Origin of the sequence: Streptosporangium sp. NPDC000095 (assembly GCF_042899335.1) — a bacterium.
In the GTDB taxonomy this organism is placed as follows: Bacteria; Actinomycetota; Actinomycetes; order Streptosporangiales; family Streptosporangiaceae; genus Streptosporangium.
Map to the genome: position 1 here is coordinate 870,759 of NZ_JBIAZS010000001.1, position 17,991 is coordinate 888,749.

A 17,991-nucleotide genomic window follows, 5' to 3' on the forward strand; every position below is an offset into this window, starting at 1 on the left:
GTCATGGTGCCCCGAGACCACGAACTCCTGCAAGCCGCCCGACGCGTCGCCGCCGCGATGGGCTTCACCCCCGACGAGGTCATGCGACGTGTAGTGGAGCTGGGGCGCGGCGAGCGCCTCGGCTGCTCCAGCGGCGAACTCCTGCTGCTCGCCCTCGCCCAGCTCGCGCCCGAGCGGCCGATCTCCCAGAAAGCCGGGGGGCGTGCCTCGACGGTCGAGACCGTCGAGGCGCCGCGCCTCGGCGTCGCCGCCGGCGGGGCCGCCCCGACGTGGGAGGGAGACATCCGCTGATCTCCGCGCGCGACCTCCCTTGAGGCCGACGGCGGCGCAGCGGAGATCACCCCTGGGCACCGGGCGCCTCCCCCGGTCCGATCGCCTGAGACGGTTGTGATCGCCCTCCTCGGAAATACTGGGGCGATGTTCGAAGGCTTCGAGGAAACATCGGTCCAGGTCGAGGAAGCGTCCATTCTCACCCGGTACGGCGGGGAGGGCCCGCCGGTGCTGTTGCTGCACGGTCATCCCCGGACCTCGGCGACCTGGCATCGCGTCGCGCCGCTGCTCGTCGAGCGCGGTTTCACGGTCGTCTGTCCCGATCTGCGGGGATACGGTCGCTCGCGCGGTCCGGCCCCCACCCCCGACCACTCCGGATACTCCAAGCGCGCCGTCGCGAACGACATGGTGGCGGTGATGCGTTCACTGGGACACGAACGGTTCGCTCTCGCCGGACACGACCGAGGGGGTGCCGTCGCGTTCCGCCTCGCGCTGGACCACCGGGACGCGGTGTCCCGGGTGGCGCTCCTGGACTGCCTGCCCATCAGCGAGCACCTGTCCCGCATCACCGTGGAGTTCGCGACACAGTGGTGGCACTGGTTCTTCTTCGCGCAGCCGGGCACCCCGGAACGCGTCATCAACGCCGACCCCGACAGCTGGTACCACGGCGATCCGGAGAGCATGGGCCGGGAGAACCACGACGAGTTCCGTGAGGCCACCCGGAATCCCGACGTGGTGCGGGCCATGCTGGAGGACTACCGGGCCGGTCTCACCGTCGACCTGCGCGACGAGGAGGCCGACCGGGCCGCCGGTGTACGGCTGCGGTGCCCCGCCCTGGCCCTGTGGTCGCTGCGCGACGACCTCGAAGACCTGTACAGCGATCCGCTGGAGATCTGGCGGGACTGGGCCGACGACGTACGCGGCCATGGCATCGACTCCGGCCACCACATGGCGGAAGAGGCCCCGGACGCTCTCGCCGCCGCCCTCGGCGACTTCTTCCACGGCTGACCTCGAAGGACCGGTTTCCTCCGTGACCGGCCGGTGCGGGGTCCAGAGGTCATCGCCGTCAGGGCCCGGAGGACGTCAGTGCCCGGGGGTTCGCCCTGCTCTCGACACGGAGGCTCGAATCCTCGCTTTGATGGAACCGAAAATCTGTAGTGGCCGAGGTAGACATTCGCGTTGGGTGAGGCTAGAGTTCCTGACATCGCAAGGAACGGTTCCACGAGGGCAGAGCAGTACGTAAGCATCACGACGAACTGCCCGGACGAGCGTGGACATCGCAGGACGACGAAGAAAGACGGGCAGAAGGTCGGACGTGCCAGGACCGAGCAGTAGAAGGGTCCCGGCCGTGGACGCGCTGCCACCGCAGTGAACGAGTACCACCGTCGGACGTGCTGGGACCAGCGGTAGACGAAGGGTCCCGGCCGTGGACACGCAGCCGCCGCAGTGAACAAGCACCAACGTCGGACGTGCCAGGACCGAGCAGTTGAAGGGCCCCGGCCGTGGACGCGCAGCAACGAGTACCACCGTCGGACGTGCTGGGACCAGCGGTAGACGAAGGGTTCCGGCCGTGGACGCGCGGCTGCGAAACGTGATGCATGAGCTCGAAGAGGACAGATAACGAAAGGAGTGTTGAACGCCATCAGGATCGCCCGTCGCCGGTTGATGTTCGCCGCACGGGTACCGCAGTCCCACAGATTGGAAGGTGGTCTACGGTCACGCATACGCGATCCCCGCATCCCCGCCCCCTGCGGGCGGCCAATGCGGAAGAAACAGGTTGGCCCCAGGGCCGATAGATGGTGTTGAACCTCGCGGGTCCCGGCGCATCATGGCGCCGGGACCCCTGTTGGCGTTACAGGAAGGTTGTATGGATCGAACACCGATGGCGTCGGCCGTACGCGCGGAGCCCAGACTTCGCGACACCGCCGATAAGGCTGAAACGGCCGGTAAGGCCGACACCGCGGGCAGGGCCGACGAGCTCCCCGCCACGCCGGGCGAGGTCTCCGCTCACCGGTTCGACGACGAAGACTATCCCGCCTACAGCATGGGCCGGGCCGCCGAGATGCTCGGCGTCACCCCGGCGTTCCTGCGCAGCCTGGGCACCGCCAAACTGATCGAGCCGCAGCGCTCCGAGGGCGGTCACCGCCGCTACTCCCGCTACCAGCTCCGCCTGGCCGGCCGCGCCCGCGAACTGGTCGACCAGGGCACCGCCCTGGAGGCCGCCTGCCGCATCATCATCCTGGAAGACCAGCTCGCCGAGGCCCTGCGCATCAACGCCGAACTCCGGCAGGCCAGTGACCGGCAACAGCCCGACAGCGCGGACCGCCGCTCGGCGTGAGACCGGCGATCCACGGCGCGGAAAGACGAGCCAGACGAGTCAAGGGGCGACTCCCGGTCGCCCCGCCTCCGGCTGGAGGTCGATCTGGTAGAGGATGAAACCCCTGTTCACGGCGACCTTGTCGTAGAGCCGCCGGGCCTCGGTGTCGGTCTCCTTGGTCGACCAGTAGACCCGGCTGCAGTCGCGGGCGCTCGCCCACTCGGTCACCGCCTCGATCAGCGCCCGCCCCGCTCCCTCGCTCCTGGCCTGCGGCGCGACGAACAGGTCCTGGAGATGGCACACGTCCAGCGCCGTGGTGCTCGAGTGGATGAGGAAGTGCGCGATGCCGACCAGCTCGCCGTCGAGCTTCGCGCCGAGGGCGTGCATACGAACACCCTCCCGGAACTCGTCCCAGGCCCGGTCGTACAGCTGGGGCGGGAGGGTGCGCCCGTAGAAGTCGTTGTAGCCGCGGAAGAGGGTTTCCCAGCGGGGACGGTCCGCGGGGGTGAGCTTGCCGATCCTGAGCATGCGATGTCCTTCAGGCGAGGGTCGGGAGTTCAAACTCCGTATCCCCCGTGAGGACCGTCCCGAACGTTGACCGGCTGTCGCTTCCCGACAACCTGTGGGAACCGTCCCCACCATTGACCAGGTGTCGCTTCCCGGCAACCGGTCACCGCTTCTCACTCCCTGCCCGACAATCTGCCACCGCGCCTTCCTCCTCGCTCGGCCCCGTCCTTACCGAGACCCCCACCGCCTTCCTCCCCCGCCTGGCGGCGTGGTATCAATTAAATGACCAGATACAGATATGTGGTCAAACTTTTAGGAAATGACGGGGCCATGAAACCGGAGACCAGAAGGGTGGGGCGACCTCCGCAGGACGCCTCCCAGCGGCTCGCGCGGGCGCACCGCATCCTGGACGCCACCGCCGGCCTCGTCCTGCGCTGGGGGTACGACAAGACCACCGTCGAGGACATCGCCAAGCGGGCCGGGGTCGCCAAGGGCACGATCTACCTGCACTGGAAGACGCGCGAGGAGTTGTTCGTCGCACTGCTGCGCCGTGAGCGGGTCGAGATGATCACCGAGGTGCGACGGCATGTCGTAGACGGCCCGGCCACGCTTCGCGACCTGCTCAGGCTGCTCGCCCTGGAACTCCTCGGCAGGCCCCTGATGCGCGCGAGCATCCTGGGCGACTCGGAGGTGCTGGGCAGGCTCACCCGCCAGAAGTGGGACGGCACGGCCGAGGCGGAACTGGGCGGCGGTTTTCAGACCTACCTCGGCACGCTGCTGAAACACGGCGCGCTACGGAGCGACCTGTCGCCCGCCGAACACGTGACCACGTTCGTCTCCGTCCTGTACGGGTTCCTGACCGTCTCGCCGATGATGCCCGCCGGGTACCGGCCGTCCGACGAGCGGCTGGCGGAGCTGGTCGCCGATGCCGGCGGCAACGCGATGGAGGCCACCGTCTCCCGCACCGTCACCGACCCCGCCTCCGCCGTCACCCAAGCGGTGACGCGAGCCACCCTGGAGTACGTCGACGCCGCCCTGGAGGCCGCGCGGCGGAAACTTCGCGTCTCCCTCGGCTTCGAGGAGACCGACCAGTTCGAGGAGCACGAGGAAAACAAGGAGAACGCGCGGTGAAGACCCTCCCCCTTGACAGCGAAACGGCCGATCTCGCGCTGGCGGGCGGCAAAGGAGCCTCGCTGGCCCGGATGGCCCGCGCGGGACTCCCGGTTCCCGACGGCTTCCACGTCACCACGGACGCCTACCGCGACTTCGTCTCCCGCGACGAGCTGAACGACCAGATCATGGAGGCCGTCTCGGGCATGCCCGCCGAACAGGCGTCGCGGCGGATCGCGGCGCTGTTCGCCGAGCGGGAGATCCCGGCGGAGACCGCCGCCGAGATCCGCGCGGCCCACGCGAGGCTCGGCGCGGACGTGCCGGTCGCCGTACGTTCGTCGGCCACCGCGGAGGACCTGCCCGACATGTCGTTCGCCGGGCAGCAGGACACCTACCTCAACGTCCGGGGCGACGGCCTGCTGGACGCGGTCCGACGCTGCTGGGCCTCGCTGTGGACGGCGCGCGCCATCGCCTACCGGGCCTCGAACGGCGTACCCCAGGACGACGTGGCGCTGGCGGTGGTGGTCCAGGAACTGGTGGCCGCCGACGCGGCGGGCGTCCTGTTCACCGCGAACCCGGTCACCGGCGCACGGGACCAGGTCGTGATCAACGCCTCGTGGGGACTGGGCGAGGCCGTCGTCGGGGGGCAGGTGACCCCCGACACCGTCGTCGTCTCCAAGGAGCGCGGCGAGATCGTCGAGGAGCGCGTCGGCGACAAGACCGTGATGACGGTCCGCACCCCCGGCGGCACCCGCGAGGAGGCCGTACCCGAGAACCTGCGCCACCGGCCCGTGCTCGCCCACGCCGAGGTCACCCGGCTCGCGCGGCTCGCGACGCGGATCGAGGAGCTGTACGGGACGCCCATGGACGTGGAGTGGGTGAGGCGCGAGGAGACGTTCCTCGTCGTGCAGGCCCGCCCGATCACCCGGCTCAGGCAGCCCGTCGAGGAGTGGAACGACAGCCTGACCGGCGACTACCTGTGGACCGGCGCCAACCTCGGCGAGGCCATCCCCGACGTGATGACTCCGTGCACCTGGTCACTCGTCCAGATCTTCATCGGGGAGGCGATGTCGACGTCGAAGGTGCCCGGCTTCGACGTGGTCGGCAACATCGGCGGACGCTTCTACATGAACCTGAGCGTCGCGTTCTCGGTGGCGCACGCCCTGGGCATGCGGAGAAGGCTCGGCGCGATCGAGCAGGTCTTCGGCAGGCTCCCGCGCGACCTGGACATACCGTTGCTGCCCGCCTCGCGCCTGCGGATCATCAGAAGCGTGCTGCCGCTCGCCTTCACCGTGCGCAGGCGGGTCGCGGTCAACACCAGGAGGATGCCCGGTTTCCTCGCCACGGCGCGACGGCGCTGCGAGGCGCTGCGCGAGCGGATCGCCGCCACCGCGACGACCGGCGAGCTGGCCGGGCTGTGGGAGAGGGAACTGCTTCCGTACTTCGTCGAGGCCTGCCAGATCCTGGAGGCCTCCGGGCGGCAGGGCGGCGCCGCCCTGGTCATGACCCGCGACAGGCTGCGCGCGCTGGTGGGTGAGATCGATGCCGAGGCCATGCTCACCGGTGCCAACGCCGACGGGGAGCTCGCCAGTCTCGGGACGATCGTCGGCCTGGAGAGGCTGGCCGCGCGGGAGATCGACAGGGAGACCTTCGCCCGCCTCTACGGGCATCGTGGCGCGCACGAGTTCGAGGTCTCCATCCCCCGGCCCGGCGAGGACCCGCGGTGGATCGACGCGCAGCTCGCGGCCATCTCCGAGAGCGACGGGCACGCCGGTACGCTGCTCGACCACCAGCGGGAGGCGCGTGAGGCGGCCTGGAGGCGTTTCGGGGAGCGTCACCCCCGCGAGGTCGCGAAAACGCGCCTGCGGGTGGCGCGGTGGAACGCGATCGTCCGTGACCGGGAATCGGCCCGTTCGGAGGTGGTCCGCGCCTTCTGGGCGTTGCGTGCCTTCGTCCTGCGTGCCGGTGAGCTCACCGGCCACGGCGACGACCTGTTCTTCCTGTCGATCCAGGAGATCCTCGCCGTCCTGCGCGGCGACGACACCCCGACCGCGAAGGTGGCGGTCCGGCGAGCGACGTACGAACGGTACGCGGCCCTGCCCGCCTACCCCACGCTGATCATCGGTCGTTTCGATCCGGAACGCTGGGCCGCCGATCCCGACCGGCGCGGCGACATCTTCGACGCCAGGGGCGGTGACACCCCGGTGAGCGACACCGTGACCGGCTTCCCCGGGGCGCCGGGCGTCGTCGAGGGCGTGGCCCGCGTCATCGCCGGTCCCGAGGACGGCGGCAGGCTCGCGCCCGGCGAGATCCTCGTGACGACGCTGACCAACATCGGCTGGACCCCGATGTTCCCCCGCGCCGCCGCCGTGGTGACCGACATGGGTGCTCCGCTGTCACACGCCTCGATCGTCGCCCGCGAGCTCGGCATCCCGGCCGTGGTCGGCACCGGCAATGCGACCATGCGCCTGCGCGACGGCGATCGGATCAGGGTCGACGGCGAGCGCGGCACGGTCGAACTCCTGGAGCGGTGATCCCCGGAACCCCGAACACGCCCGCCTCCTCGGCACCGCCCTGCCTGGCAACCCCGGCGCCCTGAGCTGACGACCTTGGCATCACGGCTTGACCACCCCGCGCCCTGGCCTGACGACCTCGGCACCGCCCGGCTCTACCATCCCAGCGCCGCCCGGCCTGATCACTTCGGGGTCGCCTCCGGTGTGGAATCCGGCCGCCAGGGCCCACCGTGGTCGAGCAGTCGTTCCAACCTCTCCGCGTACGGCCGCCAGTCCAGCCCCCTGTCCGCGGCCCAGGTGTCGTCGTGGCACGTTCGCAGATGGCGCGGATCGGCGTCGCCGAGCACGGTCACCACGTCACCTCCGACACCCTGGGCGCGCATGCCTGTGACCATCTCCAGCGCGCCCCACAGGTTCGTTCCGGTGGCGGGGCCGACCGGGGATCCGATGTCCCTGCGGACGCGGCGGGCCGCGGCCACACTCGCGGCGTCCGGTACGGGGACGACCAGGTCGACGAGGTCGGGGACGAACCCCGGCTCCAGGCGTGGCCGGCCGATCCCCTCGATCCGGGAGGGCATGCCCGTGCCGTAGTCGGCGGCGCCGCTCGCCCAGCCGGGGAAGTAGGCGGAGTTCTCGGGATCGACCACGGCCAGCCGTCCCGGCAGGTCATGGGTGCGCAGGTGGCGGCCGACGGCCGCGGAGGTGGCGCCGGTGCCCGCGCCGACCACGACCCAGCGCGGGCACTCCTCCAACTGCCCGAACAGCTCTTCGGCCAGGCTCCCTCCGCGCCAGTCGACGTCCGCCGCCGAGGTGTAGTGGTCCAGGTAGTGGCCGCCCACCCGCTCGGCCAGCTTCGCGGCCTCCGCGTAGATCGCGAGGGGCGGATCGACGTGCAGGCATCTCCCGCCCAGCCGTTCGACCCCCTCCCCGGACGACCTCTTCGGCATGACGGCGACATACGGCAGGCCGAGCAGCCGGGCGAAGTACGCCTGCGCGACGGCCATCGCGCCACCGGTGGCCTCCACCACGGTGGTGCCCTCCGTGATCAGGCCCGCGGTGATCGCCCGAGCGAAGAGCGCCCGCGCCAGCCGGTGCTTGAGATTGCCCGTCGGCTGCGCGGACTCGTCCTTCAGCCACAGCCGCACCTCCCATCCGGCGGGCAGCGGGAACCGGCGCAGCGGTGTGGGAGAGGTCCGTTCCCTCTCGCCGTCCAGCTTCGCGATCGCCTCCACCGCCCACGTGCCACCACTCATGACGGCAATCTAGTGCGATTCACCGGTCTGACAGTGACCGAAAAATCCGCGGGGAACGACCGAATGCGCGGCGCTCGGGCGGGGCGAGGGTGAAGGACCCGGTGAACCAGGCGGCGAGCAGCGCGCGGTCGATCAGCGTCAGGTCGGTGCCCGCCGCGTACTCCCTGGCAGGAGCCGTGAACGTCGCGGAGGTGACGAGCACACCGCGATGACCGGGGTAGGCGTGAAGCGCGCCGAGGAGGTCACGGATCTGGGGTGAACCGACCGAGGTGCCCCAGCGCTTGCACTGGATGACGAAGCGGTCGCCGCCGGGCGCGGTCGCGACGACGTCGACACCGCCGTCACCGCTGCCGCCGACCCTGCGCACCCCGCGAAAGCCCTCTCGCCGCAACAGAGCCTCGACGAGGGCCTCGAACCGGTCACCGGTCATCCGGTCGACGATCTCGAGGCGCGCGTTGACCTCCAGCCATTCCCGCTCCCGGGCCTCGATCACCCGATGACGCAGCAGGAGTGCCCCGGCCAGAGCCACGATCAGCGCGATCGTGCCACCGATCACCAGCGGCCAGTTGGCGATGACGACGTCGACGAGCCACATCCCGACCACGACGAGGGCGATGGCCGCGACCATCCACAGGAACGGGCCGCCGTCGTCCTTGCCCCGGCGTGATCTTCGCCCGCCGGAAGCCCGCCGTCGCGCCGTCCTGGCGGGTGTTCGTCGCCGTGCCATCGTGCACCTCCGGGGGACGAGGTCGGAACGTTGCCGCTGACCCTGCCGACTCTGACAACGGGCACCGACAATTTTCAGGGTGACGTGCCTGGGGCGGGCGTGCCTCAGGGGGAACGCGCTTCGGCGTAACCGGCGGACGTGGAATCACGTCGGCCGCGTCGGATGCGCCCCACCCGTGACGATGCCGCGCCCCCTCCGTTCAGGGTCGAGGTCCGGAAGGGCGCGAAGTGTGCCGGGAACCTCACACGTTCCGGGGAGGAGCGGGCGAGTCCTCGGGGAGCGTCTCGCTCGCGCCCCCGACGCCGGCGAGGCGCTCCGCGATGTCGGTGACGAGTGCCGCCTCCCCGTCCTCCGGATGGCGGTGATCCCCGGGAAAGGTACGCAGCTCGAACCCGGAGGCCGCGACGCGGCTCCAGGCGCGCATCTCCCCGTGACTCACGCGCGGGTCTCCCGTCCCCAGGTAGCCGGTGATCGGAACGGTGACCGGCGGGGTGGACGCGGGCCGGTAGGCGTGCAGGAGGTCGTGGTCGGCCCGCAACGCGATCATCGCCAGGTCCATCAGCTCAGGAAAGCGCAGGAGCGTCGGGTCCGCGGCGGCGGCCCGCTGGGCGAGCTGACGGTCACCCACGGGGATCCTTCGCGCGTCGTCCGCGCACAGGTGCGGCGCCGCGTGCGCCGACACCAGCAGCGCCACCGGGGAGATCCGGTACTGTCCGGCGAGCCTGACCGCGACCTCGTACGCGACCACGGCGCCCATACCGTGCCCGAACAGGGCGAGCGGCCGATCCGCGAGAGGGAGCAGCGCCCGGCACACCTGGTCGGCGAGAGGTTCCATGCGGTCGATCGGTCGCTCGCCGACGCGATTCTGCCTGCCGGGGTAACACACGGCGGAGAGCTCGATGTCGGTGGGCAACAGGTCCTGCCACCCCTGGTAAGCGGTCGGGGCACCTCCGGCGTGGGGAAAACAGACGAGGCGCAGGCGAGGCTCGGCGAGCGGGCACTGCCTGCGCAACCACAGGCGGGAGCTCGCCGGGAGGGTCTTTTCGAGCATGTCCCACTCGGGAACGCCTGATTCGGGGACACCCGAACGTGGGATACCGAGATCGGGTCCGAGGACATCGGAATCCGACGTCCCGGAACCCGGGACGTCGAGGTCGGGTCCGAGAGCAACGGAACCCGAGGCTCCGGAGCCCGGAATACCGAGGTCGGGAGCGCTGGGATCAGGAGCTCCCGGACGGGGACGACCTGGCCTTCGAGGGCCGAGCTCCGGGCCCGCTGGACCGGGGCCGGGAAGGCCCGGGTCGGGACCGGGGATTCCGGAACCCGGGCCTCCGGGATCGGGGATTCCAGGACCGGGACCTCCGGGAGCAGGACCTCCAGGACCCGGGATTCCAGGACCGGGGACGGCCGGGTCGGGAAGGCCGGGGCCGGGAGCGCCCGGCCTCGGGAAACCGCGTCTCGCCCTGCCGTCAACCGGTTCGAACCCGTGCATGCTTCCCCTTAGCGGTTATGGACGGCCGCTCGGCGGCTACGGAACTGTTCGGTCAGCACCGCCACGTGCTCGCGCCGGTAGCCCTGCTCCATCGCCCTCAGCACGCGTTCGCGCATCACCGCGAGGTAGGACTGGTCGATCCCCGCCCGCTCCGCGATGCCCGCCAGGTTGTTGAGGACGTCCAGGTGCGAGGTGAGCGGGGCCTGTTCGAAGGTGTAGTCGCGGCGCGCGATGAGGCCGAGTCCGACGCAGATCGTGTTCCGGAAAGCGGGGTCGTAGAGCGGCACGGACTCCGCGAATTCGTGGAGGGGGACGCCGATGCTCTCCGCGATGGCCGAGCATTCGAGGAAACCGCTGAGGAACGCGTAGTGGAAGGCGCTGGAGACGACGTGGTATGCCTTGGCGTAGACGGGGTCGGCGCCCAGGCGCACCTGCTTGCCGGACAGCGCCTCGGTCACGCCCGCCAGTTTCTTGAAGTCCTCGGCCGCCCCGCTGTAGACGGTGAAGCAGTCTTCGGTGCCGATGGCGTCCGGGTAGTTGAGGATCGCGGCCTCCAGATATCTGCCTCCGGCGGCCTCCACCCGCTCGCGCAGGGGGGCGACGTCGTCGGGAACACCTCCGGCGCTCTGGACGACGAGCTTTCCGGAGAGGTCGGCCCCGGCCTCGTCGAGGACCGCGTGGGTGATCTCGTAGTTGAGAAGACACAGCAGCACGATCGGGGAGGTCTCGATCGCCTCGGCCACCGTCGCGTGGAGGTGAACGTCCCTTCCCGCGAGTCTCGCCGAGTGTTCCGGCGTACGGTTCCAGACCGAGACCTCCAGGCCGGAGTCGACGCAGGCCCGTACGATCGCGGAGCCGGTCACGCCGGTCCCGACGACCGTCACATCCGTCATGGCACCACTCCATCCTGGTGAAGGTCATGCCGACCCCGTCGACCTCGATGACGTCCGCCCGCTCGGCGAAGGTGTCGAACCGCCGTGCGGTGCCGGATGTAAGGCGAATTACGCCATTAGCCATAAATCGCCGGTCGCGCTAATACGTCGGCCGAGCGAAACATTAGCAGCGGACGCGGGAACAGTCGATGACCTCGAATATTTGGTTCCCACCATGCAAGGTCAACATTTCCACGGATATCAACCTTGACGTCCCACCCTTTCGCCATAACGCCATCCTCCAGCAAAGGACATCAAAAACCACCCCCCTCGACTCTCCATTTTCAGGGGCCACAGGCATTCTGGCCACGCAAATCATCTGTTTCAAAACAAGGAATCAGCAAATATCGATATTCCTCCCAGATGAGTATTTATGCTCATCTGGGAGGTCGGTGACCCATGACCGGCAGGTGTCATGCGCCCCGTCCGGCCAGATCACCCGGTCCCGCCGCCGCCTCGAACAGGGAAAGCCCCTGACCGGTACGGTCACCCTGGGCAGGGCCTCACCGGAGCAGCGTCGCGCGGTCGAACTCCTCCTGGGGCGCAGCGCGGGTACCGGCGCCTCGCTGTCGGTCTCCCTCGAAGAGGTCGACCGCGTCCTGCGCTCCAGCGACGATCCTTCGTCCGCGGACAAGTGACAAGCAACTTTCCGTGGTTGCTCTTCGGTCGACGCCCACCTGCGAATCAGCCGTTCTGACCTGTGATAACCGCCGTTATCAGGAGCCAGGGTCCCGAGGGGCCGACGCATGGCGCAGGATTCACCCGCCGACGTCGCCGGCCCGGTGGCGGCCGAGTACCGCGGCGATCGGCAGGGAGACGGCCAGGCCACTGAGCAAAAACGCGGCCAGTGCCCCCAGCACGGCCGGTGAATCGTCGAAGGCGAGACCGACGGCGGCCAGGGCCGGACCGACGTTGCGTACCGCTGTGACGCCTCCCATGGTGCTGCGGCGCTGCGGTGTGCCGGTGGCCAGCAGCGAGCCCGTGGCGAAGGCCGTGACGGCCAGGACGAATCCCGCCAGCAGGGTGCGTGAACCGGTCAGCGCGGCGATGTCTCGCCAGTTGCCCAGCAGCATGCCCGCCAGCACGATCAGGAACGACACGTTCGACACCGCCACCGCGGCCGGATGCCACGAGCGCGCCATGGCCGGCGCGTAGTGGCGCGTGATCAGCCCGACGGCGAACGGGATGAGCTGCAGGACGGCCACGGTCCGCACCAGGGCGGCGACGTCCAGGGAGACGCCCCCGCCGACGTTCGCCGCGGTGAGGACGACGTTGACCGTCGGACCGAAGGTGAGGCTGCCGACGGCGGCCAGCAGCACCTGCATCGCCGCGCCCGCGACCACGTCTCCCTTTTGAACCATGCCCAGCTTCGCCCCGAACGGCCCGCCCGGGGAGGAGGCGATCAGTACCGTCGCGACGAAGGCCGCCGTGGGCAGGCTGAACAGGGTGGCGACACCCCAGCCCAGCAACGGGACGGCGATCAGGTTGGCCGTCAGTGCGAGTACCAGCAGCAGGGGGGCGGTCAGGATCGCGCGTAGCGCCGGCAGAGTGGTTCCCAGGCCTGCGGCGAACATGGTGGCCGCGATGAAGATCACCGTGATCGCGGTGAGCAGCAGATGCAACGCGTCCATGATGCTCCCGCCTCGATGGCTTTCGCGGATGACCTGCCCGAAGCGGTGCCGTCCGTCTGTTCTGCCGGTTCTTTGATCAGTCTTCGAGGTCGCCGAGCCAGCGCAGGGCGCTCAGCGAGGGCAGAAAGCAGTACTCGCCGCCGCGCGTGACGACGAACCGCGGCAGACCCTGCAAACGTCGCCGCAGCGGCCTGCGGGGGATGGTGAAGTCGCCGGAGCCGATGACGGGGTCACGCGCGTCGCCCCCGCCGAAGAAGACGCCGTCGTTCAACCATTCGGACTGGACGAACTCGAACTGCCGTCCCAGGTGCGCGCCGATGAAGGCGAACATCAGGCCGCGGTCGGTCCCGTCGTCCTCCAGGACGCCGTCGGGCAGCGGCGGGCCGTAGACGGTGCCGCGCCGGATCATCCGGTGCAGCCGCGGCACGCCCGCCACCGCCGCGTCGCGGGGGTTGCCCCGGCGGATGTGACTGCCGCCGGGGGTGATGAAGCCCGCCGGGTCGTCCTGCCGATAGAGGAAGCTGTTGCGGTAGGGGTCGGTGTCGAGGGTGGGATCGTCGCGCTCCGGGCTGAGCGCGAGGGGCGCTCCGCTACGCCAGCGCCCCATGATCTTCGCCGCCAGCAGTTCCTCGTCCGCCGGATCGGCGGCGTTGTCCCGCAGGTAGCGGCGGAAGACGCCGACGCGCTGGTGGAGTTTACGGAAGGCCGCGTAGCTGCCGTTGCGTCCCAGCACCTCGGGCCGGAGGGTCTGGACGCCGCCGAGCTCGTCGGGGTAGCCGAGTATGAACTCTCCCGCCTTGAGCGGGACCTCCAGCGTGTTGGAGCCCGGAATGCCGCTGCCCTCGACGGCCGGGTGGCTGATGCCGTCGCGGTAGCCGAACGGTTCGGTCTCGGTGGGCAGCGCGTGGCAGTCCTGGCGCCAGATCGCGGTGATGCCGGGCAGCGCGTGGTAGGCGGGGCGGGCCCGGTCGATCGCCTCCCGCAGGCGGGCGCTGTCGGGGGCGAGGGCCACCAGCACCACGTGGACGTCGGGCGTGCCCAATGGCTTCTCCCAGTTCTCCGGGGCGCTGTCGCCGATGTCGCCCAGCGCTTCGGCGCGGGCGGCCATGCCCTGGCGGAACTCCCAGGCGAAGGTCTCCAGCGACTGCCGCGGCACGCCCAGTGCCGCCAGACCGTGATAGGTGAGCGCGACGCTGACCCAGGTCTCGCCCAGAGGGCTGACGGTGTCGGCGGCCGAGGTGACCACCGCGGCAAGGCGCCGTATCAGCTCCCGCCCGTGCGCGCGCTCATCGATGCGGAACAGGACGTAGGTCGCGGCGTACGGGCTCGGCCGGGGGCTGAGCACCCCACGCTGGATGTCGTGCAGGTCGAGTTCGGGTGCGATGTGGGTCTGTGCGGTCACGGCCGCCACCTGCCTTCCCGGGCGTTACCTCGCCGCGACGATGTTCTTCCAGAAGGTGCGCAGGCTCTCATCGCCGCCGAACAGCGAACTGAAGATCGTGGAGTCGGCCAGCAGCACGTCGCCGGCCCGCTGTCCGCCGGGAGGCATCCACAGGAACATGTTGAACTCGGTGTTACCGGCTTCGGTGAACGGGTGCGGCGGCCTGGAGGGGTCGATCGGCTGCCTGCCCAGCACGTGGACGACGTCCGGCGCATCGGTCGTCACGGCGTAGTGCGGCAGGTGCATGTGGAAGTTGAAGGTGCTCACCCCCTCCAGCCACCCCTTGGTGTCAAGGTCCCGGTTGATCGACAGCGGTGCGATCTTCTTGTTTTCCTGTACGGCGGGCCGCAGCCCGTAGCGGTTTTCCACCGGCACGCCCAATCCGGCCATCAGGCCGCGGACGTAGCAGGCGAAACGCTGCTGCCGGGGCACCAGCGCATCACCGTGATGGTGGTATTCGGCGTCGCGCACGGCCAGATCGTCGGAGGCTCCGACGTCGTGGTGCGGCCCCAGCACCAGGCAGGTTCCCTCCCGGGACAGGAACTCCCGCAGCGCCTCGACCTCCCCGGGCTCGGCGTCCTGCCCGGTGACCATGTGGTCCAGGCCGAAGACGAACAAGGTGTCGGTGTCGGCCAGTACCCGCTCGTCCAGCACGGTGCGGAAACCGGCCTGGTCGATGCGCTGGTACACCGGCACGGGGTGGCCGGTGCTCTCCTCGACGAACTGCTGGAAGGGGGCCCAACCCCAGAAGAACAGCTCCAGCGCTCCGGCGATGCCCTGCTGGAAACACCGCGGATCAGACCAGCGGGGCTCCTCATAGGTCGGCCAGTTCACCCGCCGCACCTCGGTCATCGTGGAGAACCGGTTGTCGAGCTCGGCCGTGTTCCTGCCCGCCTCGGCCGGATAGCTCCACGACACGTAGATGCTCACCCGCCGCCCGCCGGGGGTGTAGGGGCGCGATGCGTGGTTCTGGTTGTAGACGCGGGCGGTTCTGGGCTGGCTCATCTGGCCTCCGATCGGCAGCGGGACACACCGGGCACCGGCCCGGCCTCCCCGGTCCTCACTGCATCTGGTCGAGCATCTCCGACAGGGCGCCCTTGATCCGCAACGCCTTCTTGATCTCGTCTGCGGTGACGTAGGGGTACTCCCCGTACTCGATGAAGCTGGGACAGTGGTGCTCGCGGACGAACCTGACGAACGCCTCCGGGTTGGTCTTCCAGTCCTCGGGGAAGCCCACGAGGTTCTCGAAGGTCGTGCTGACCCCCGACCGGCTGAACAGCGCGACGGCGTCCTCGGTGTACTTGTCGAAATCGGTGTCGAAGATCCCCTGATACATGAAGCGCCTGTCGTCGTCGAACAGCACCCAGCGCAGATAGTGCAGCTTCAGCGGTGCCAGCAGATGCGGATCGGCCTCCAGCGCCTTGGCCAGCGTGTGACCGTGGTTCCTGATCGCCTCAGCCCGCCCCGGCTTGACGTCGGCGATGATCGTGAACCCGTAACACGCCGGGGTGCGCGGGAAGACGGGACCGTACTTGCCCTGTTCGAGGTGGTCGGTCTCCTTGGGGATGACCATCGCCTTGGGCGTGATGTCCATGCCTGCTCCTCCGTCACCAGCCAGGGGGGAGCAGGTCGAAAGCCGTCTGACCTGCAGAATTATCGCATAACGTCGGGTCTTCGGCCCGGCAGGCGCGGCCGGATCGGCTCACAGCGGCCATCCGTCGCGGGCAGCAGGGGCTCGATCCGTTGCCAAGGCCTTGTCGGTCGGCTCACCTCGTCGCACCACGAACGATGGTCCAACCGCATCCACCGTGATCATTTATCAGATATCACCTAGGGGCCTCTCACGCGCCTGTGCTGGAAAACCCGGTCCCCGGCACAGGCCGTACGGAGATCAGACGGCCTGCGAGGTCGCGGCCTCGGGGCGCGGGTCGGCGAGGCTCACGCCGGTGGGACCGCCTGTGTCGGGCATTTCGACGTCGTCACGGGGTCGTGCGCCCCAGTGCGGGGGTGAGCGAGATCGGCCCTGCGGACAGGTGCCGGCCTCGGGGGACGGGGTCGACCAGGATGCCGTCGTGGACCACCACCCGGCCGCCGACCAGGACGGTCCGCGGCCTGCCGGTGAGGGTCATGCCCTCGTACGGCGTGTAGTCCGTCGCCATGTGCAGGTCGCCGGCGCTCACCCGCCACCGGGCGGCCGGATCCCAGATCGCGATGTCGGCGTCCGAGCCCGGCATCAGCGTGCCCTTGCGCGGATACAGGCCGTTGGTCCTGGCCGGATTGGCGGCGGTCAGCTCGACGAACCGGGTGGCGGGCAGCCCGGCCCCGGCGACGTACTCAGAAAAGATCACCGGTAGCCGGGTCTCCACCCCGGGCAGGCCGTTGGGCATGGCCCGCACGTCGGTGCGCCGCGACTCCTTCTGCGCCACGTCGTAACAGCAGTGGTCGCTGCCGATCGTGGTGATCTCCCCGGTGAACAGGTGGCGTCCCAGCGCGTCGACCGCCTGGCGGGAGCGGAGCGGCGGGCAGCAGACGAACCGCTCGGGGGCGGGACCGTCATAGTTGCCGTCGTCCAGCACCAGGTGGTGGGCGACCGACTCGGTGAACGCCGGCACGCCGCGCCGCCTGGCCGCCGCCACCAGCTCGACCGCCTCGGCGGTGGACTGGTGCACGAAGTAGACCGGTGCCGACAGCGACTCGGCGATGGCCAGCACCTCGGCCACCGAGGCGGTCTCGGCCAGTTCGGGACGGGTCGCGGCCATGTGCTCGGCGCCGATCCTGCCACTCGCCGCGCACCGCTCCTGGGTGTCCTCGACGATGTGGTTGGCCTCGCAGTGGATCACCACCATGCCGCCCAGGTCGCGCAGCGTCCTCATGGTCCGCAGGATGGTGTCCTCGCCCGCCATGGTCTCACCGCGGTAGGTGGTGAACATCTTCACTGTGGGCATGCCGTCCGCGACCAGCGCGCCGAGCTGGTCGGGCACGCTCTCGTCCCACTCCACGACGCAGGCGTGCAGGGCGCTGTCGCACAGGCCCCGATCGGCCTTGGCCCGCTGGGCGTACGCCGCGTCGGCGGGTGCCTGGCCGGGCCGTGGGATGGCGAAGTCCACGATCGTGGTGGTGCCGCCGAACACCGCGGCCGTCGTGCACGCGGTGTAGTCGTCGAGTGAGGTGAAGTCGCCGGAGGTGAAGCCGACGTGGCAGTGCGGGTCCACCCCGCCCGGCATGACCAGCCGCCCGGTCGCGTCGACCTCGGCCGCGCCGCCCGGCGCGGGTGTGCCCGGCTCGGCCAGGGCGACGACGACGCCGTCCGCCACGAACACGTCGGCGGGGGCGGACCAGCCCGCCTCGACCACCGTGCCGCCCCGCACGACCAGCTCGGCGTCTCTCATCCGGTCGCGCCCTGCGTCCGGCCGGACGCGAGATAGGCGCGCCAGCCGCCGGCCGTACTGATGTCGGTGACCCCCGGCAGGGTCAGCGACTCGTCGCGCATCCGCATGGAGAGCGATCCGCTGCCGTCGGAGAGCTCGATCACGCTCAGCTCCAGTTCCTCGGGCTCGTTCGGCAGCAGATGCTCGCGCAGGATCTCGTAGCTCACCTCGTACAGCTCGCCGGGGACGACGTGCCCGTCGGAGGTCACCGGGTACAGGCCGGGGAACTCGTCGCGTACCGAGTAGAAACGGTAGCGGGGTGCGGTCTCGACGGGTCCGACGAACACCGCGCCGCTCAGCGCGGTGTTCAGGCTGCCGCCCGACATCGCCTGGCCGTTGACGAACATCCGCAGATTCTCCACGGGTCCTC

General features: G+C 69.9%; 17 protein-coding genes. 6 read left to right on the top strand and 11 right to left on the bottom strand.

From position 1 onward, the window contains the following. The first annotated feature begins 3 nt into the window (after nucleotides 1-3). The 3 genes from ACFY3V_RS03580 to ACFY3V_RS03590 all read left to right on the top strand — a co-directional run bounded on the left by ACFY3V_RS03580 (nucleotide 4) and on the right by ACFY3V_RS03590 (nucleotide 2,608). Nucleotides 4-291 carry a hypothetical protein gene (locus tag ACFY3V_RS03580; RefSeq protein WP_362902714.1) on the top strand — a complete coding sequence of 96 codons (288 nt, stop codon included), beginning with the start codon at nucleotides 4-6 and terminating at the stop codon, nucleotides 289-291. Between the two features lie 126 nt (nucleotides 292-417). Then, on the top strand, nucleotides 418-1,278 hold the full coding sequence (locus tag ACFY3V_RS03585; protein ID WP_362902716.1) for an alpha/beta hydrolase: 861 nt from the start codon (nucleotides 418-420) through the stop codon (nucleotides 1,276-1,278). A gap of 1,036 nt (nucleotides 1,279-2,314) precedes the next feature. After that, on the top strand, nucleotides 2,315-2,608 hold the full coding sequence (locus ACFY3V_RS03590) for a MerR family transcriptional regulator (RefSeq protein WP_362902786.1): 294 nt from the start codon (nucleotides 2,315-2,317) through the stop codon (nucleotides 2,606-2,608). 39 nt (nucleotides 2,609-2,647) lie between these two features. Here the strand turns inward: ACFY3V_RS03590 and ACFY3V_RS03595 are convergent, their stop codons facing one another. Beyond that, nucleotides 2,648-3,115, bottom strand: a complete 468-nt coding sequence (locus ACFY3V_RS03595) for a GNAT family N-acetyltransferase (protein WP_362902718.1) — start codon at nucleotides 3,113-3,115, stop codon at nucleotides 2,648-2,650. 309 nt (nucleotides 3,116-3,424) lie between these two features. Between ACFY3V_RS03595 and ACFY3V_RS03600 the strand changes: the two genes are divergently transcribed. Further along, entirely contained in the window at nucleotides 3,425-4,225 is an 801-nt protein-coding gene (locus ACFY3V_RS03600; RefSeq protein WP_389769603.1) for a TetR/AcrR family transcriptional regulator, read from the top strand. Further along, the gene (locus ACFY3V_RS03605) at nucleotides 4,222-6,738 is read left to right on the top strand and encodes a PEP/pyruvate-binding domain-containing protein (RefSeq protein ID WP_389769606.1); all 2,517 of its coding nucleotides are present in this window, start codon (nucleotides 4,222-4,224) and stop codon (nucleotides 6,736-6,738) included. Before ACFY3V_RS03600 ends, ACFY3V_RS03605 begins: the two co-directional genes overlap by 4 nt. A 161-nt stretch (nucleotides 6,739-6,899) precedes the next feature. On the opposite strand, the gene ACFY3V_RS03610 is transcribed toward ACFY3V_RS03605, so the two are convergent. The 4 genes from ACFY3V_RS03610 to ACFY3V_RS03625 all read right to left on the bottom strand — a co-directional run bounded on the left by ACFY3V_RS03610 (nucleotide 6,900) and on the right by ACFY3V_RS03625 (nucleotide 11,082). After that, nucleotides 6,900-7,970, bottom strand: coding sequence for a PLP-dependent cysteine synthase family protein (locus ACFY3V_RS03610; protein WP_389769609.1), 1,071 nt, complete (start codon nucleotides 7,968-7,970; stop codon nucleotides 6,900-6,902). A 19-nt stretch (nucleotides 7,971-7,989) separates the two neighbouring features. Further along, nucleotides 7,990-8,697 carry a restriction endonuclease gene (locus tag ACFY3V_RS03615; RefSeq protein WP_389769613.1) on the bottom strand — a complete coding sequence of 236 codons (708 nt, stop codon included), beginning with the start codon at nucleotides 8,695-8,697 and terminating at the stop codon, nucleotides 7,990-7,992. A 241-nt stretch (nucleotides 8,698-8,938) separates the two neighbouring features. Further along, on the bottom strand, nucleotides 8,939-9,748 hold the full coding sequence (locus ACFY3V_RS03620; RefSeq protein WP_362902728.1) for a thioesterase domain-containing protein: 810 nt from the start codon (nucleotides 9,746-9,748) through the stop codon (nucleotides 8,939-8,941). 449 nt (nucleotides 9,749-10,197) lie between these two features. Next, nucleotides 10,198-11,082, bottom strand: a complete 885-nt coding sequence (locus tag ACFY3V_RS03625) for an NAD(P)-binding domain-containing protein (protein WP_350944371.1) — start codon at nucleotides 11,080-11,082, stop codon at nucleotides 10,198-10,200. 431 nt (nucleotides 11,083-11,513) lie between these two features. Here ACFY3V_RS03625 and ACFY3V_RS03630 point away from each other — a divergent pair, with 431 nt between their 5' ends. Then, entirely contained in the window at nucleotides 11,514-11,759 is a 246-nt protein-coding gene (locus ACFY3V_RS03630; RefSeq protein ID WP_389769618.1) for a TIGR02679 domain-containing protein, read from the top strand. 120 nt (nucleotides 11,760-11,879) lie between these two features. Here the strand turns inward: ACFY3V_RS03630 and ACFY3V_RS03635 are convergent, their stop codons facing one another. From ACFY3V_RS03635 to ACFY3V_RS03660, 6 genes are all read right to left on the bottom strand, one after another. Beyond that, nucleotides 11,880-12,752, bottom strand: coding sequence for a bile acid:sodium symporter family protein (locus ACFY3V_RS03635; RefSeq protein WP_389769621.1), 873 nt, complete (start codon nucleotides 12,750-12,752; stop codon nucleotides 11,880-11,882). 76 nt (nucleotides 12,753-12,828) lie between these two features. Further along, complete coding sequence (locus tag ACFY3V_RS03640) at nucleotides 12,829-14,154, bottom strand: Dyp-type peroxidase (protein WP_362902733.1); 1,326 nt, start codon at nucleotides 14,152-14,154, stop codon at nucleotides 12,829-12,831. A gap of 24 nt (nucleotides 14,155-14,178) precedes the next feature. After that, nucleotides 14,179-15,198 (bottom strand): hypothetical protein, encoded by a 1,020-nt coding sequence (locus tag ACFY3V_RS03645; protein ID WP_362902735.1) that lies wholly within the window; start codon nucleotides 15,196-15,198, stop codon nucleotides 14,179-14,181. A 55-nt stretch (nucleotides 15,199-15,253) separates the two neighbouring features. After that, nucleotides 15,254-15,787 (bottom strand): hypothetical protein, encoded by a 534-nt coding sequence (locus ACFY3V_RS03650; RefSeq protein ID WP_389769626.1) that lies wholly within the window; start codon nucleotides 15,785-15,787, stop codon nucleotides 15,254-15,256. A gap of 385 nt (nucleotides 15,788-16,172) precedes the next feature. Further along, entirely contained in the window at nucleotides 16,173-17,582 is a 1,410-nt protein-coding gene (hydA, locus tag ACFY3V_RS03655) for a dihydropyrimidinase (RefSeq protein WP_389769630.1), read from the bottom strand. Continuing rightward, nucleotides 17,579-17,983 (bottom strand): gamma-glutamylcyclotransferase, encoded by a 405-nt coding sequence (locus ACFY3V_RS03660; RefSeq protein WP_389769635.1) that lies wholly within the window; start codon nucleotides 17,981-17,983, stop codon nucleotides 17,579-17,581. The genes hydA and ACFY3V_RS03660 overlap by 4 nt, the downstream gene beginning before the upstream one ends. Nucleotides 17,984-17,991 lie beyond the last annotated feature (8 nt).

Excerpts from the sequence above, each read along its gene's own strand:
- ACFY3V_RS03600 (WP_389769603.1), top strand. The coding sequence starts at position 3,425 with ATGAAACCGGAGACCAGAAGGGTGGGGCGACCTCCGCAGGACGCCTCC.
- hydA (WP_389769630.1), bottom strand. The coding sequence starts at position 17,582 with ATGAGAGACGCCGAGCTGGTCGTGCGGGGCGGCACGGTGGTCGAGGCG.
- ACFY3V_RS03625 (WP_350944371.1), bottom strand. The coding sequence starts at position 11,082 with ATGACGGATGTGACGGTCGTCGGGACCGGCGTGACCGGCTCCGCGATC.
- ACFY3V_RS03650 (WP_389769626.1), bottom strand. The coding sequence starts at position 15,787 with ATGGACATCACGCCCAAGGCGATGGTCATCCCCAAGGAGACCGACCAC.
- ACFY3V_RS03585 (WP_362902716.1), top strand. The coding sequence starts at position 418 with ATGTTCGAAGGCTTCGAGGAAACATCGGTCCAGGTCGAGGAAGCGTCC.
- ACFY3V_RS03635 (WP_389769621.1), bottom strand. The coding sequence starts at position 12,752 with ATGGACGCGTTGCATCTGCTGCTCACCGCGATCACGGTGATCTTCATC.
- ACFY3V_RS03610 (WP_389769609.1), bottom strand. The coding sequence starts at position 7,970 with ATGAGTGGTGGCACGTGGGCGGTGGAGGCGATCGCGAAGCTGGACGGC.
- ACFY3V_RS03620 (WP_362902728.1), bottom strand. The coding sequence starts at position 9,748 with ATGCTCGAAAAGACCCTCCCGGCGAGCTCCCGCCTGTGGTTGCGCAGG.
- ACFY3V_RS03595 (WP_362902718.1), bottom strand. The coding sequence starts at position 3,115 with ATGCTCAGGATCGGCAAGCTCACCCCCGCGGACCGTCCCCGCTGGGAA.
- ACFY3V_RS03615 (WP_389769613.1), bottom strand. The coding sequence starts at position 8,697 with ATGGCACGGCGACGAACACCCGCCAGGACGGCGCGACGGCGGGCTTCC.
- ACFY3V_RS03580 (WP_362902714.1), top strand. The coding sequence starts at position 4 with ATGGTGCCCCGAGACCACGAACTCCTGCAAGCCGCCCGACGCGTCGCC.
- ACFY3V_RS03590 (WP_362902786.1), top strand. The coding sequence starts at position 2,315 with ATGGGCCGGGCCGCCGAGATGCTCGGCGTCACCCCGGCGTTCCTGCGC.
- ACFY3V_RS03645 (WP_362902735.1), bottom strand. The coding sequence starts at position 15,198 with ATGAGCCAGCCCAGAACCGCCCGCGTCTACAACCAGAACCACGCATCG.